Annotated in this window: 13 protein-coding genes; 4 read left to right on the plus strand and 9 right to left on the minus strand. The window is 69.7% G+C overall.

Annotated elements, in window-relative coordinates; translation table 11 throughout:
• Positions 1–75: 75 nt before the first annotated feature.
• The 6 genes from HG543_RS41105 to HG543_RS41130 form a co-directional block, all read right to left on the minus strand.
• Positions 76–447, minus strand: a complete 372-nt coding sequence (locus tag HG543_RS41105) for a hypothetical protein (RefSeq protein ID WP_169350398.1) — start codon at positions 445–447, stop codon at positions 76–78.
• A gap of 278 nt (positions 448–725) precedes the next feature.
• Positions 726–1,427, minus strand: a complete 702-nt coding sequence (locus HG543_RS41110; RefSeq protein WP_169350399.1) for a histone H1-like repetitive region-containing protein — start codon at positions 1,425–1,427, stop codon at positions 726–728.
• A gap of 3 nt (positions 1,428–1,430) precedes the next feature.
• Positions 1,431–2,744 (minus strand): hypothetical protein, encoded by a 1,314-nt coding sequence (locus HG543_RS41115; protein WP_169350400.1) that lies wholly within the window; start codon positions 2,742–2,744, stop codon positions 1,431–1,433.
• A 113-nt stretch (positions 2,745–2,857) separates the two neighbouring features.
• Positions 2,858–4,003: a hypothetical protein gene (locus HG543_RS41120; protein ID WP_169350401.1), complete on the minus strand. Its 1,146-nt coding sequence runs from the start codon at positions 4,001–4,003 to the stop codon at positions 2,858–2,860.
• A 123-nt stretch (positions 4,004–4,126) separates the two neighbouring features.
• Positions 4,127–5,143 (minus strand): RNA 3'-terminal phosphate cyclase, encoded by a 1,017-nt coding sequence (gene rtcA, locus HG543_RS41125; protein ID WP_169350402.1) that lies wholly within the window; start codon positions 5,141–5,143, stop codon positions 4,127–4,129.
• 191 nt (positions 5,144–5,334) lie between these two features.
• Positions 5,335–6,570 (minus strand): RtcB family protein, encoded by a 1,236-nt coding sequence (locus tag HG543_RS41130; protein WP_169350403.1) that lies wholly within the window; start codon positions 6,568–6,570, stop codon positions 5,335–5,337.
• Positions 6,571–6,716: 146 nt separating this feature from the next.
• On the opposite strand from HG543_RS41130, the gene rtcR reads away from it, so the two are divergent.
• Positions 6,717–8,366 carry an RNA repair transcriptional activator RtcR gene (rtcR, locus tag HG543_RS41135; protein ID WP_169350404.1) on the plus strand — a complete coding sequence of 550 codons (1,650 nt, stop codon included), beginning with the start codon at positions 6,717–6,719 and terminating at the stop codon, positions 8,364–8,366.
• A gap of 9 nt (positions 8,367–8,375) precedes the next feature.
• On the opposite strand, the gene HG543_RS41140 is transcribed toward rtcR, so the two are convergent.
• Positions 8,376–9,179: a YihY/virulence factor BrkB family protein gene (locus HG543_RS41140; RefSeq protein WP_246357658.1), complete on the minus strand. Its 804-nt coding sequence runs from the start codon at positions 9,177–9,179 to the stop codon at positions 8,376–8,378.
• A gap of 303 nt (positions 9,180–9,482) precedes the next feature.
• On the opposite strand from HG543_RS41140, the gene HG543_RS41145 reads away from it, so the two are divergent.
• Both HG543_RS41145 and HG543_RS41150 read left to right on the plus strand, forming a co-directional pair.
• On the plus strand, positions 9,483–9,791 hold the full coding sequence (locus tag HG543_RS41145) for a DUF378 domain-containing protein (protein WP_169350406.1): 309 nt from the start codon (positions 9,483–9,485) through the stop codon (positions 9,789–9,791).
• Between the two features lie 251 nt (positions 9,792–10,042).
• Positions 10,043–12,025 carry a hypothetical protein gene (locus HG543_RS41150; protein WP_169350407.1) on the plus strand — a complete coding sequence of 661 codons (1,983 nt, stop codon included), beginning with the start codon at positions 10,043–10,045 and terminating at the stop codon, positions 12,023–12,025.
• Positions 12,026–12,033: 8 nt separating this feature from the next.
• Here HG543_RS41150 and HG543_RS41155 read toward each other — a convergent pair whose 3' ends face one another.
• Entirely contained in the window at positions 12,034–12,480 is a 447-nt protein-coding gene (locus tag HG543_RS41155) for a hypothetical protein (protein ID WP_169350408.1), read from the minus strand.
• Between the two features lie 345 nt (positions 12,481–12,825).
• Here HG543_RS41155 and HG543_RS41160 point away from each other — a divergent pair, with 345 nt between their 5' ends.
• Entirely contained in the window at positions 12,826–13,689 is an 864-nt protein-coding gene (locus tag HG543_RS41160) for a hypothetical protein (protein WP_169350409.1), read from the plus strand.
• Here HG543_RS41160 and HG543_RS41165 read toward each other — a convergent pair.
• Positions 13,661–15,034, minus strand: coding sequence for a M24 family metallopeptidase (locus tag HG543_RS41165; protein WP_169350410.1), 1,374 nt, complete (start codon positions 15,032–15,034; stop codon positions 13,661–13,663). The genes HG543_RS41160 and HG543_RS41165 overlap by 29 nt on opposite strands.
• Positions 15,035–15,456: the final 422 nt, after the last annotated feature.

Raw genomic sequence — 15,456 nt, forward strand, 5'->3', positions numbered from 1 at the left:
GTCTGGGTGGGCGCGGGAGTGCTCATGGCGAAGGGACGATAACGGCGGCGACCGTTCCGCGCAGGGGCTCGGGCCTCAGCGCTTGAGCGGACGCTGGTTGATTTCGCGGATGATGGCCGCGATGCGGTCCAGCTTCGTGGCGACCTCGGCTCGTGCGGCGCTCTCGTTCGGGGCGGACCAGGCGTCGGCCAGGGCCTTGCCCTTCGCGGCGAGCGGAGCCTTGAGGTTGATGTCATCCATGACGATGGACAACTCCTGCGTGAGCGCCATCAAGGCCTTCTGGTCCGCGGACCGGACCTTGGCGCACCAGCTCGCCTCGGCGTAGAGCCGGGTGAGCAGGTTCCCGTCGAGCTCACCGCCCAGCAGCGGGAACTGGTTGCGCCCCTCGCGATAGCTCTTGGCCATCCGCTCGACGTTGAGCTGCAGCTCTCCGCAGTGCGCCGCCACGTCCGCTTGCAGCTCACCGCCGCCGCCCCCTCGGGAGCAGCCGGCGGCGGCCAGGAGGGCGGGGAGAAGCAGGAGACGGAGGGAGGAAAACGCGCTGTGCATGAAGGCACAGTGTACGCGAGGGAAGGCGACACAGCGTCGGCCCCTCGTGAAGCAGGGCCATGGCGTTTCCGCCTGGCTGCTGCTTCCCATGACGCCCCTGCCCGGCGCCGCCTCTTCGTCGAAGACGTCTTGCCGCGCCTTTTAACCTGGGGCTCTTGGTGCCCCTTTCCCGTGGATTACCTACCCGCGGTCTTCCTGGCCGTGGCCTTCTTCACGGTGGGCCTCTTGGTCGAAGCCCTCTTGGCGGTCCCCTTCTTCGCGGTGGGCCTCTTGGTCGAAGCCTTCCTGGCGATGGTCTTCTTCGCGGTGGGCCCGCTCTCCCCGGTCTTCTTCGCGGTGGCCTTCTCCGCCGTGCGCCTTGTTCCCACGGCCTTGCGTACGGTGCCCTTCTTCGCGGTGGGCCTCTTCGCCGTGGCCTTCTTCGCGGTGCCTTTCCTGGCCGCGGCTTTCGAACCCTCACCTCTCCTCGCGGTGGCCTTCTTCGCCGCCACCTTCTTCCTCGCGGCCTTCCTCTTGGCAGCCACCTTTCTCGCGGGCTCCGGGAGCCGCTCCGCCGCCGCGAGCAGCGCGTCTTCGATGGCGGAAGCCACTCCACTGAAGGCGTGCAGCACCGCGGCCTTCACGGAGGCCGCAACCGCCGCGTTCCCGACCACGGCGTTGTCATGCTTGCAGTCACCGCACGAGGCGACCACGTGCGCACGGCCGCCAGCGTCGTTGAGACCCGCGGCAATCGCTCCCGGATCTCCTCCCGAGAGCGGGCCGACACACGCCGGGAGCTTCCGATTCAGGTATCCGTTCCGGACCGACTGGACCGGATAGACCTGCATCAGGACGCCGTCGCCGTTCGTTCCCCAGTCGCTGACACAGACGTATGGCATGGCTCACTCACCCTTCTTCTTGTCACCGGTCCCGCCCAATCCCAGTTCCGTCATCAGCACGGGGTCGAGGGCGACGCCGATGAAGAGGTTCTTCACCGGATCCCACGGACGATTCGGGTCCGACGAACCGAACAGCAGTCCTCCATTGATGCTCATCGCGCGGTTGAGGAACAGCGACGCCGCCAGCCCGAACTGGACCAGGGTGGCGTTCTCGCCGGAGAAGCGGACCACGAGGCTCGGGCTCAGCCCGTTGAGCAGGAACCCGTCCTGCCACGGTCCCTTGTCGAAGAAGCGCTCGGACACGGGCGTCACGGCAATCGCCAGGTTCACCGCGCGGAACGAGCGCGTCGTGAGCAGCTCGGGCTGCACGCGGATCAGCGAGTGGTCATTCACCGTCGTGACTTCGAACGCGCCGAGCCCTCGCTGATTGAGCTGACCATTCTCGTACTTGACCCGCAGCTCCAGCGAGGTGAAGCCCTCCGCCAGCGTCGTGCTCAGCCGCCACACACCGTTGTTGTTGACGGCCCCGATCTCCCTGGGCGTGCCATCCGTGGTCACCACCAGCGTCACCGCGTCCACGTCCGCGGCACGGTCCGCCACCACCTCCCAGCTCCGCACGCAGACGAACGCCCTCTGCCCGAGGTCCCACCGGAACAGGCTCCACTGCGCCGAGTCCGCGCCGGAGGGAATGAGGACCGCGCCCGGCCCGGGAGGACACACGTAGACCGTCGGGTACTCGGCGCTGTGACGGAAGGCGAGGCTGCGGCTGCGCTCGACATCCGCCTGACAGGCGAGCGCGTCGGCGGGGGGCTCCGCCAGTGTTTCATCACTGGCGCACTCGCGCGGCAGCATGAAGGGCCGCGCGCCATTCAGCGACACGTAGAAGTGCGCGAGGCTCGGAGGGATGGAGACCCGAGGGAGTCCTCCCGCCGAAGTCGTGGTGGGGAAGAAGAGCTGCCCGTTCAGCTCGGCCTCGGAGCCCGTGGTACGCACCGAGCCGCTGAACCGCTGCCGCGTGTCCACGGTGAGGGTGACGGTGTCCCCTTCCCTGACGATGCCAATCTCCGAGGCCGAGAGCAGACCGAGCCTGTCATCGAAGACCCAGGACAGCCGCGGCGTGCGACGGTCGACGGTCTCCTGGACGAGAGCCTGGTCCGGCGTCGCCGGTGCTTCCGCGGCCGCTCCGTCCTGACCTCCAGCCTTCCTCGCCGCGTTGCCGTGCCCGCATGCGGACAGCACGACCACGAGCCCCGCCAGGGCCACGCCCCTCACGGTCGCACCGACACCGTCGCGAAGCACCCGCTCCGCACGAGCCATGCTTCTCACCGTCGTTCTCGCGACAGCGCGGAGCAGGAGCCCCGCCGGAGCTACGCCGCTCACAGCCTCACCTCCACCTTCGCGGAGCAACAGTCCCGTCAGAGTGCTGCCCCTCACGGCCGCACCCCCACCGTCGCGGAGCAGGTGAGATTCGGGGCCTGGGCCACGGTGGCGACGATGACCGCGGGCGTCTGAAGCGTGCCACTCACGGTCGCCACCCCGTACTTCGACGTCTCTGCCGGCGCGCTGCTGGCGAACTCGGCCTGCCCCTGCCGAGCCGAGAAGATGATGGGCGCTCCCGAAATGCCCTGCCCGTCACAACCCAGCAGCGTCGCCGTGAAGGCCACCGTGCCTCCGGCGGCTACCTCGGACAGGCTCGGAATGAGCTGCACGCTGGCAGGCACGGGCGGCACCACGAGCTGGCTCGTCTGCGTCACCGGGCCCGACGTCGCCGTGAGCGTCGCCGTGGCGCCGATGTCCCCGAAGCACCACTCCAGCGAGGCCGCGCCGTCCTCCAGCGCGACGAACGAGAGCGCCGACGCCGCATCCTGATACGCCTCCAGGCACTGCCCCGGCCGCGCGAGCCACCCCGCCGTGGCACTCAGATAGACGAGCGTCCCATCCGGCACCGGCGCCCCGCCCGATGGCAGCGCCGCGAACACCTGCACCCGCGCCTTGCGCAGCTGCCCGGGAAAGCACGGCGCCGGAGCGGGAGTTCCGCACTCGGAGCCCTGCGCCGGAGTCGCCACCGAGGAACTCCCAGGCGCCACGCTCAGGGTGAGCGTGCTGCCCGTGGTGAGGACCCGGCCCGAGATGGTCAGCGTCTTGTTCGTCTCCACGGTGCCGGAGTGCGCGTAGACGCCCACCTGCCCCGTCTCCTCGCCGGGGAGCACGCAGGCCTGCGCGGCGCCGTCCTCGTTCAGCTTCACGCAGATGCCGCTGAAGGGACGCTGGGCCTCGCACGACGTGCCGAACCCATGGAGAGACGCGCTGCCCGCCGGGTCCAGCCACAGCGTCACCGCGGCGTCATCGGGAATGGAGCCATCCGAGCCCCAGGCGCGCACGTCCACCACCGCGCCTCCGGCGGCGGTACAGGCCGCGGCCTCCCCGGGTGGCGTCTCCGGAGCGGGTTGTGGGTAGAGGCGCTCCGACTGGAAGGACAGCCGCAGCGTGTCGCCCGTCCCCAGCGTCGGGGTCTCACAAGCGCACAGGCCGCCAAGCATCAAGACGCCGAGCCAACGGGCTCCAGCGGGATTCATGAACTCCCCCAACCGCGCCGCGGAAGACCCCTGGCGCTGACCGGCAATCCGAGCCCAGCCCGCGCAAATGATCAATCCCTCACACCGCCGGGAGCGTCAGGTATCGACACAACCCCGGAGCGCTCAGCCCCGGACCTCCACCTCGCGCACCTCGCGCTCCACCTCCCGGACCTGCACCTTCACATCCAGGAAGTGCGCCATCGTCTCCAGCTGCGTCTCGGCGTGCCCGTCCAGCGGCAGCGTGCGGAAGCTCCCGCCCTTCGCCAGCGCCAGCAGCAGCAACAGCTGGTCGCACAGGTGCTCGCCCACCGGCACCTCCGCGTCCAGGTAGCGCTTCACCTCGTGCACCACCTCGCCGCCTACCTCCTCCGCGCGCTTGCCGCGCTCACCGAACGCGGTGAAGAGCTCCGTCACGTGCTCGCTCTCCACCTCCGCCATCAGCACGTTCCCCGGTCCCGGTGAGCGCTTCAGCTCCTCCGTCCGGAACTCGTCCGGCCGCCACTTCAGCGCGCCCGCCACCGTGTCCAGCTCGCGCTTCGCCACGTCGAAAGGAATCGCCGCCACCACCGCCTTCACCTCGCGGCGCAGCACCCGTCCGCGCTCCATCAGGCTCAGCGGCTTCAGCGGCGCCGGCTTCACGTCCACGCGGAACTTCCCGCCGCCCGCCGGGAAGAAGCCCGGCCGCTCCAGCGTCGCCTCCACCGAAGGCCCCATCCGCCGCACCAGCGGCAGGAACGCCTTCTGGAGGAAGTCGAACGGCGGCGCCGCCGGATTGTGCGTCCCGCCCTCCAGCATCAGCGTGGACGGCCCCTGCGCCATCAGCAGCGCGGGCAGCACCGTCTGGAACACCAGCGTCGCGCTGCCCGCCGTGCCCACCGAGAAGTGGTAGTTGCCCGCCGCCAGCGCCCGCGGACGGAACGTCAGCTCCCGCGAGCCCAGCTCCGCGCCGGAGACCTCTGCCGCGCCCACCGCCTCCGCCGCCTTCACCCCCGTCAGGTGCTGGCGCAACAGGCCCGGCTTCTTCCGGCCCGCGCGGATGTTCGTGATGGTGAACGGCGTCCCCGTCACCAGCGACAGCGCCAGCGCCGTGCGCAGCACCTGGCCGCCGCCCTCTCCCTTGGAACCATCGATGCGCACCATGTTCAGCCTCCTCGCTCCCCGCGACCCACGGACCCGCCCGGGACAGCCTGACACCCTCTCAAAAATAGCGGCGCCCGCCTCCCCCATTCTGGCGGCCTTTCGGCCTCTAGGGGGAAGCGGGCGCCTCGGTGTCTTCATCCCGGCATGGTCACCTCATGCGGCCCTCGGGTTGTCGGTTCATCCGCCTCGCCCTACCCCTTCACGCACACCACCTGCTTCAGCGTGTGGACGACCTCCACCAGGTCCGCCTGCGCCGCCATCACCGCGTCGATGGGCTTGTACGCGGCCGGCGTCTCGTCGATGACGTCCGCGTCCTTGCGGCACTCCACGCCCGCGGTCGCCTTCGCGTGGTCCTCCAGCGTGAAGCGCTTCTTCGCCGCCTCACGCGACATCACCCGGCCCGCGCCGTGGCTGCACGAGTGGAAGGCGTCCGCGTTCCCCTTCCCGCGGACGATGTACGAACGCGCCCCCATGCTTCCGGGGATGATGCCGAGGTCGCCCTCGCGCGCCCGCACCGCGCCCTTGCGCGTCACGAAGCAGTCCTTCCCGAAGTGATGCTCGCGGGAGATGTAGTTGTGGTGGCAGTTCACCGCCGCGTCCTTCAGCTCGAACGGCGGCAGCTCACCGCTCAGCTTCAGGGCCTCCACCACCGAGTGCAGCATCAGCTGCCGGTTCGTCGCCGCGTAGTCCTGCGCCCAGCTCACCGCGAAGACGTAGTCGTCGAAGTGCTCCGTTCCCTCCGGCAGGTACGCCAGGTCCTGGTCCGGCAGGTGGATGAAGAAGCGGCGCATGTCCTCCTTCGCCAGCTCGATGAAGTGGCTTCCGATGCGGTTACCCACCCCGCGCGAACCCGAGTGCAGCATCAGCCACACGCCGTCCGACTCATCCAGGCACAGCTCGATGAAGTGGTTTCCCGTCCCGAGCGTCCCGAGGTGCGCGATGTCCGGCCCACGGCCGATGCGCGGGTGCTTCGCGACGATACGGTCGTACCCCTCCATCAGCCGCGCCCACTCCGCCTGGTGCGCCTTGGGGGCCGAGCGCCACGCGCCCGCGTCGTTACGGCCGCCGTTGTCCGTGCGGCCGTGCGGCACCGCCCGCTCGATGGCCGAGCGCACCCCACGCAGCGAGTCCGGCAGCTGGTCCGCGCGCAGCGTCGTGCGCACCGCAATCATTCCGCAGCCGATGTCCACGCCCACCGCCGCCGGCACCACCGCGCCCACCGTCGGCACCACGCTTCCCACCGTCGCGCCGTAGCCGCGGTGCACGTCCGGCATCACCGCGACCCACTTGTGGATGAAGGGCAGGCCCCGGAGGTTCTTCAGCTGCTTCTTCGCCTCGTCCTCGAACGGCACCCCCACCGTCCACGCCTTGATGGGGCGACCCGCCTCGTCCGACAGCACCTCGTAGCTCACGTTGTCGCGGTTCATGTCCTTCACCTTTTCGGTCGTCCGCCCGGGCTCTGCGTCCCGGGCACGTCGGGAGGTAAAGCAGCCGGCGTGCCAACCCTTCTCCCGAGGGAAGCCACTCCAGGCGGGGTGCCTTCGACTATCCGTTGGGATAAAGTCCTATCCGCATGGCGAAGACACGGGCACGCAAGACGGTCGTCCTGGGGATGCTGGGGACGACGCTGGACACGGGGCAGGGGCCGCAGCGGTGGTCGAAGTGGCGGCCCACGGTGGCGCTGTGCCAGCAGGAGGACCTGATGGTGCACCGGCTGGAGCTGCTGCACCCGCCTGGCGCGGTGTCACTCGCGGGGACGCTGAAGGCGGACATCGAGCAGGTGTCACCGGAGACCGAGGTGCGGCCCACGGTGCTGGACATCCGCGACCCGTGGAACCTGGAGGAGGTGTACGGCGCGCTGCTCGACTACGTGCGCGGCTACGCCTTCAACCCCGAGGAGGAGGACTACCTCGTCCACATCACCACCGGCACGCACATCGCTCAAATCTGCATGTTCCTCCTGGTGGAGAGCCGGTTCATCCCCGGGAAGCTGGTGCAGGTGTCGCCCGCGGGCACCGGGAGGGACCGGGGAGGCCCGGGCTCCCACACGCTCATCGACCTGGACCTGTCCCAGTACGACACGTTGGCCGCGCGCTTCCGTCAGGAGCAGCGCGAGGGCCTGTCGTTCCTCAAGGCCGGCATCGACACGCTCAACCCCGCCTTCAACCGGCTCATCGAGCGCATCGAGCAGGTGGCCGTCCACTCCAAGGCGCCGCTGCTCATCACCGGCCCCACGGGCGCGGGCAAGTCGCAGCTCGCGCGGCGCATCTACGCGCTGAAGAAGGCGCGGCGCGGGGTGGCTGGCCCGTTCGTGGACCTCAACTGCGCCACGCTGCGCGGAGACGGCGCCATGTCCGCGCTCTTCGGCCACGTGAAGGGCGCCTTCACCGGAGCGCTCCAGGACCGGCCCGGGCTGCTGCGGCAGGCCAACGGCGGCGTGCTGTTCCTGGACGAGATTGGCGAGTTGGGCGCGGACGAGCAGGCCATGCTGCTGCGGGCCCTGGAGGACAAGCGCTTCCTGCCCGTGGGCTCCGACAAGGAGGTGGAGAGCGACTTCCAGCTCATCGCCGGCACCAACCGCGACCTCCAGGCCGAGGTGGAGCGCGGGCGCTTCCGGGAAGACTTGCTCGCGCGCATCAACCTGTGGACCTTCCGGCTGCCCGCGCTGCGCGAGCGCCCCGAGGACATCCCGCCCAACCTCCAGTACGAGCTGGACCAGGCGTCCGAGGCCATGGGCACGCGCGTCACCATGAACAAGGAGGCGCAGGAGCGGTTCCTCGGCTTCGCCACGTCACCGGATGCGCGGTGGTCCGGCAACTTCCGCGACCTGAATGCCGCCGTGCTGCGCATGGCCACGCTCGCCGCGGGTGGGCGGATCACCCGCGAGGTGGTGGACGAGGAGATTGCCCGGCTGCGCGAGCAGTGGCGGCCGGCGGGGGCTCGGACGGACGCGCGCTCCGGGGCGGCGGTGGACCTCGTGGCGGAGATTCTGGGGGAGGACCTGGCCGGAGAGCTGGACCGGTTCGACCGCGTGCAGCTCGCGGACGTGCTGGGCGTGTGCCGGGCGGCGCGCTCGCTGTCGGATGCCGGGCGGGTGCTGTTCGCGCAGTCGCGCACGCAGAAGAAGAGCGTCAACGACGCGGACCGGCTGAAGAAGTACCTCGCGCGCTTCGGCCTCACCTGGGCGGACGTGAGCGGGCGCGGAGCGACGGAGGCGGCGTGAGCCCCATGGTCATGCGTGGACACGGGAGCGTGGCATCCCGATTCTTTGCCTCCGGGCGAGGACGGCGTTGATCTCCGCGCCCAGCAGCAGCGCGAGCGCGGAAATCCACATCCACAGCAGCAGGACGATGATGGCCCCCAGGGCGCCATAGCTGATGCCGAACGTGCTGAAGCGGGAGACATAGAAGGAGAAGCCCTGCGAGGCGGCGAGCCAGACGAGCACCCCCGCCACGGAGCCGGGCGTGAAGAGCTTGAACCTCCGCCGGGTATCCGGAAGCACGGAGTAGAGGATGGCCCAGAAGCTCATCATCAGCAGCGTCGCGAAGGGAAACCTCAGCCACCCGGCCAGCGTCATCCAGGGCTCTCCGAGCCTGCTGGCGAGGGCCGGAGCGGCCACCGCGATGAGCCCGGCGAGCGGCGCCAGGACGGCTCCCGCCAGCGTCATCCCGAGCGCCATCCCGAGCACCTTCCAGCGCGGGCGGCTCTCCGTCACACCGGAGGCGGCATTGAGCGCCGTGATGAGGCTCACCACCCCCACGGTCGCTGACCACACCGAGGCCAGCGCGCTGAACGTGAGCATTCCCGTACCAGGCCCGGAGGTGAGCTGCGCGAGCTGCGCATAGACGAGCTGGCTGAAGGCCGGGGGAACCTCGCGGCCCAGTGCGCCGACGAGTGCCTCCACCCGCGAGGGCTGGATGACGAGTCCGGCCAGGGCGACGATGAGGAGCAGGAAGGGAAACAGGGCGAGGACGCCGTAGAACGTGAGGGCGGCCGCCGCGTCACTCAGCTTGTTGCGGCGCCACTCGTGTCTCAAGTCCGCGAAGAGCCCCCGCCACTCCGCCGCCCTGCCGGATCGTCTCCCGCTGGCCACGGCAGGGCTTGCTTCCGAGCCGGGGGCTTCTTTGACAGTCAGGCTTCCTGGCACGCCTTCCATGCTCCTCTCTCGAGCGAAAGGTAGGCGCGTCTCGCCGCCGCCGTGTGCCGCAGAGCCCCGCTGGCCAGGGAGGCAACCGGGCCCGCGCATCGTGCACTCCATAGGTTCATGAGACAGCCCGGACCGCGGCTGGGCGCACCGCACTGCCTGGGCTCGAAGCACTTCCAACCGAGGAGACAAGCCATGGAAGGGATGCAGGCTGACAGTCTGAAGGCAGCACTCGCCAAGGGAATGGCCGTGCTCGCCATCATTGGTGCCATCAATTGGGGCCTGATCGGCTTCTTCAACTGGAACCTCGTGGACGCGATTTTCGGTGGCGGATCACGAGAGCAGACCAGCGCCGTGGGGCGCCTCATCTACTCCGTCGTGGGCCTGGCGGGAGTGGCGCTCGCACTGACCTTCCCATGGCGCCGGCCACTGGAGACGACGACCACGACCACGACGACCCGAACAAGGGGGGGGCTCCATCGGCGGGCGGACGTGAATCCCTGAACCGCCGCGCACTGAAGAAGCGGTGACCGTCTTGGCATCGACAGGGGCTGCTCCTTGGGGCAGCCAGAGCAGGGACGTCGCTTGTCGTAGGTGCTCAGCCCAAGCTCGGAAGGGCACCTCTCGCATCGCATGAGGCGGATGCTGCGCACCCAGGCCGAATGTGTCTCCGAACTTTTGGCTACCTGCCTGGCGGCCAGCCACCCTGTCACGATTTTTCGTGCGCCACTCCACCTCCCCATGGAGGTGTGTTCATGACTCGCGAGAAGACTCTCACCGTCAATGGAGTACGACTCACTCCGGAGGCCATCCAGACCTTCGAGGCCGCTTGTGGAACGCGCTTGAGCAGCGGCGATTACTGGTACGACCCTCTCTCGGGCCTGTGGGGAGCGTGGGGAGGCCCCGCCTTCAATCTGCCAATCTCCCCAGGGCTGAGCCTGGGCGGGCCCCTGCCCTTCAACGCCTCGGGCGGCCAGAGTCTCGTCGTGGTCAACGGACGGGCGCTCCACCCCTCGGAGGTCTTGAAGCTCATCCTCACGTACGGCTCCGCCGTCCCCGGCCGCTACGCGTTGAACTCGAGCGGGGACGTCTTCGCGGAGAATGGACCGTTCCTGTTCAACGTCCATGGGACAGCCCAGCGTGCGCCTCCCCCCATGCGCCCGGGGGCGGGCAGCGATCCGGAACGGGCAGCCTTCGTGAATGCCGCCGATGACCTGCTGAAGCAGGTCCGAGAACTCGGGACCTCGGGGCGGATGAGCGCGACCCGCCAGCAGGTCCTCGAGTCCACATTGGGAGAAATCCAGCACAGGCTCCAGGCCCCACCCGACGACCCCCAGGGCACCAAGCGGGACATGCGCAAGCTCATCGCCCGCATCGTCGCCCTGGACCAGCATGAGAGCCATCCAGGCCCGCCACCGCACTCCGGTTCACGCGCCGAGCGCCTCACGGCGGTGACAGCCGAGTTCAGGCGCCAGCTCGCCGTGGAACTGGTGGATGCCCGGATGCCGCCCGAGGACAACGATGAGGCGAGAAACCTCGCCGTGCGCGTGGGTCACGCCGACTCGGCGCTCCACGCGCCGCGCATGAGCGATGACCGCGAGGCCTTCACCTATGAGCGCGAGGTGCTCCGCGAGCTCGCCATGGATTTGCGCGGCTACGCGATGCGGGCCCATCTCATGCTCGCGCAGCCCTATTGGAGCTCGCCCTCGTGGCCGAGAGATCCCAACACGGTGTGCTACTCGGGCGGTGGCGATGTGCGCCGGCTGCTCCAGCCAGTCTGCGCCGAGCGCGGCCTGAAGCTCTACTCCTCCGCCGGGAACCAGGACTCCGGCCAGGGAAGATGGAATCAGCTCTGTGCCAGCAACATCGCCTTCTTCGACCTGACGGCGCGGCCGGGACCGGAGCTGGCCGCCGTCTGCTACGAGCTCGGACTGGCATTCGCCCTCGGCCGCCCCGTCGTCATCGTGGCCACGCTTGGGCAGCGGCTGCCTTTCGATGTCGATGTCCCTCCCGTCCAGCTGCGAGGGGATGGTGGCGATACCGGCCGTCTGGCCGAGGCGCTGGATGAAGCGCTCTACGGCCAGCAGCGCAACGTCGCGCGGAGCTCCATCAAGGCGACGGTGGACTACGCGCTCCGGTTGCTCCGCCAGGGAAGCGGTGACTGGCGGACCCTGAACAGGCTGCGCCTGCTGGGCGAGCAGCGGAACCCCGGGGCCCTCGAGGCCCGCGGCATCCTGGAGACGGTCCTGGAGCACTCCCACGCGGGGAGGCTCCGGCTCATCCTCCCGGCCTGGGTGGGGCGCTATCCCTCCCCCGGAGAGCGCCGTTGCTTCCACGTCATGCCCTTCCGCGAGCCCTGGTCCGCCCACGCCATGATGCTCACCGAGCAGGAGTGCCGCGGGCGGGGCGTCCAGTACATCCGGGGAGATCGCGTCCAGGAGCCGCGCATCAACCTCTCCATCTGGGAGGAGCTCTGCCGGGCTTCCCACCTGGTCGTGGATCTGACGGGCTACAACGCCAACGTCGCGCTGGAGCTGGGGCTGGCCGACGTGCTGGGCCGCCCCACCCTCGTCGTGGGACAGGGCGACACCGTGGAGAAGCTCTTCCCCGCGCTGGCCAAGCGGCGCGTGCATCCCTACTCACTCGCGAACGGAGGCGCCGAGCTCCGGGAGTTGCTGACCGCGTTCCTGGGACCGAGCCAGACCGCCGGTCTGGAGGTCCCCACGGAGCTGGGGTGAGGCCCCGCTCAGGGCCCCTGCGGACTCATGAGGCCGTGCAGCGCCGCGGCCTCCTTCCGGATGCGCACCGCCTGCTGCTTGATCCAGAACAGCCGCATGGCCTGGCCCTGGGCCATCATCGCGCCCGGGTTCGGCCCGGACGGCCCTGACTGAATCATCGCCATCCCCTGGGCAATCCGATCCTCCGTCGTGATGCCCCAGGAGCCGGACTGCTGCCCGGAGGCCATGAGCGACTGCGCGCTCACCTGCGCCATCCCCATCCCCGCATCGAGCAGTCGGATGAACGTGCGGTAGTCCTGCTCGGCCATGGCGGGAATACGTATCTGCATGTCCGCCATGGCTTGAAGGGGATGCATCATCAGGTAGTGGTGGATGAGCTTGTTCTGCGCCCAGGTCCGCTTTCCCGTGTCAGCGACCCTTCCCATCTCCTTCTTCAACCAATCCTTGAACGCCATGCCATGTGCCCTCCTCTTCGTCGGGGCCCAGCCTCTCTGGCCCCATCAAGCACTTGGAGGGGGGAACGTCCGTTTGTGACTTCCGGAGGCACTGCTCGGCCTCTCCGCGGGCGAGGCGCATGAGGCCCCCTCCGGGTCTGGACGGGCTCGCGAGCTGGACCCGGACGGACGCCGCGCTCTTGGTTTTTCGCAGGATGAGACGCACCGCGCACGGGTGTCGGCCCGTGCACGGACGCGCGGAAAATCCGCATGCGCGTTGAAGAAGCGGTGACCGTCTTCGTTGCTAGCGGTGTTTCAGGAATCACAGGGGCCGTGGGCCGGACCTGCCTCACGGGAAACACCGTCATGAAGACCTCGTCCCGCATTCGCGCCGCGTGGCTCCTGGCCACCTGCCTCGCGCTCGCGAGCACCGCCGCCACGGCGCAGGTGCGCGAGCCCGACAACTTCCTCGGCACCACCCTCGTCTTCTCGTCGGCGCCGAGGCTGAACAACGTCTCCACCCGCCACTTCTCGCCCACCCTCTCCGCCGGCTTCAAGGTGTCCGACCACGGACAGCTCCGCCTGGACTGGGGCCTGCCCTACACGTCGATGGGCAGCGGCGAGTGGAGCCATGTCGGCCCGTCCAACCTCCTCCTCGGCCTCCACCACGTCAGCACCGCGGTGAACGACACCCTCTTCCTCCGCGTCGGCGCCGCCGTGGCCGTCCCCATCGCCATGCGCGACGACTCGCTCCAGGACGCGGAGCCCGGCGTCGAGGGCGCCAACTACGCCGCCGCCACCGCCGTGCGCGGGCTGGCGGACCCGTGGCTGTGGGCGCTCGACACCACCTCCGTGGTGCTGCCGCTGGCCGCGGGTGTGGACCTGCCCGGCTTCCAGCTCCGCGGTGACGTGGCCCTCGGCATGCTGGTCCCCCTGTCCCGCGCCTCGGAGGACACGCACTTCGTCGCCCAGGCCAGCGCCGAGGCCTCGCTCGGGCTGGGCCTGCTGGAGCCCGGCGTGCGCGCCCAGGTCGTCTCCCCGCACCTCACCGAGGCCCGGTGGGACGGCAACGACTCGCAGCTCTCACTGGAGCCCTTCGTCCGCGCGCGCCTGGGCGCCGCGTCCTTCCGGGCCGGCGTGCGCGTGGACCTGGGCAGGCCCGAGGACGGGCCCCGCCCGGGTGCCCACCGCATGTGGGCCTTCAGTGCAGGGGTGCTCCTCGGGTTGTGAAGCCCGCGCCGCCGATGAGGTAGAAGGCCTCCTGCCGCGGCACGAAGAACCTCCAGCCCTCGGCGGTGAGGTACGCGGGGTCCTCCATCATCACGAACACCTTCTGCCCGCCCCACTCGGGCACCGCGGTGGCCGTGTTCAGCTCGATGGCGATGTACGAGCCCTCGCGCAGCAGCTTGGGCTCCTCCTTGCGGCTGGCCGAGCGGAAGTCGATGTGCGCCCCCAGCGCGTGGCCCTGGTTGCCCAGCGGGTGGCTGTACACCATCGCCTCGATGCCCTTCTCCTTCACCTCCGCCATCGTCTGCTCGTACACGTCCGCCGAGGAGCGGCCCGGCCGCGAGGCCCGCAGCATCAACGCGTCCTGCAGCGCATGCGTGTTCGCCAGCGCCCGCTTCAGCCCCTCGGGCACGTCCGTCTCGCCCTCGAGCGGCACGTACGCCATCTTCTGCCAGTCCGAGTTGAGCCCCATGTAGGTGATGCCGAAGTCCACGTGGAGCAAATCACCTCGCTGGATGACGAGCTCCTCCGAGGAGGGCGCCAGGAAGCCACGCGAGGTGGGGTTGGCCATCCCCTTGCGCTGCACGCGCAGGTCCGGCTGGAACCAGGTGTCCACGCCCAGCTCCCACAGCCTGTCGTAGAGCCAGCGGCGCACGTCTCCCACCGTCGTCTTCCCCGGCGTCACCACCGCGGGCGAGAAGGCCTCCTTCACCACCGCCTCCGTCAGCGCCACCAGCGTGCGGTAGTGCTCCTTCTCCTCCGGCAGCCGCGTGTCCAGGTACTCCTCGATGAGCGGCGCCGCGCTCACGAAGCGCGCCTCCGCCTCCGCGCCCACCGCCTCCACCAGGAAGGCATACCCGTCGCGCGTCAGGCTGCGCGTCACCCCGCGCCGGCCGCCAATGCCCAGGCCGATGCGCTTGGGCTGGTAGCGCGCGTCCAGCTCCGCCAGCACCTCGCGCGCCGTGCGCCCCTCGGCGGGCAGCTCGAAGAAGCGCTCGAGCGCGGCCTCGGAGTAGCCCGTCAGCGCCACCCGCTTGAGCCCCTCCGCCCCCGCGTCCACGAAGACGAAGATGTCCCGGTTGCCCGCGTACGGCCGCGGCGGGGCCACGAACTCGGTGAGCGGATCATCATGGAACTCCTCGTTGACGATGATCCACATGCCCACGTCGTGGCGCCGCATCATCTCCAGCAGCAGGCCATGGCGCTTCTCCAGCCAGGCCTCGCGCACGGCGATCTGCTCCGACCACGGCAGCAGTCGCGGCGCGTTGGCCACCGTCCCCCTCCGCCCCGGCGTGGCACACCCGGCCAGCAGCACACAGGCGAGGACGACCCAACTCCGACAGCGCATTCGAGGACTCCCATCCAGAAGGAGCCCTCACCCTATCCCAGGAAGCAGGGGTCCCCCGCCTCCGGAGCCCTTGGAGACTCCGGAGGCGGAGGACCTGGGCGCGACCCTCACACATCCCCTCGAGCGCCGCACCCTGGCTCCTCCGGGTGGACCCGTTCCCCCTCCTACCGAGTCCCTTGCTCGTCCCCCCAGGCACGACGAGCCCACCCTCGTGATGACGGCCGTCCCCCGACGGCGTCGGCCAGAGCGGAGCGCCCCGGCCCCTCGCGCCAGATACTCAGAAGCTGGCGATCTGGAACTCCAGGTCGTCCTCGTAGAACAGCTCGACTTCCAGCCCCCTCAGGTCCTCTTCGGCCCCCTGGTTCTCCCCCTCGATACGCACGTTCTCCCAGCCCACCTGCGCCGCCGCGCTCCCCTCCGAC

Source organism: Pyxidicoccus fallax (assembly GCF_012933655.1).
Taxonomy (GTDB): Bacteria; Myxococcota; Myxococcia; order Myxococcales; family Myxococcaceae; genus Myxococcus; species Myxococcus fallax.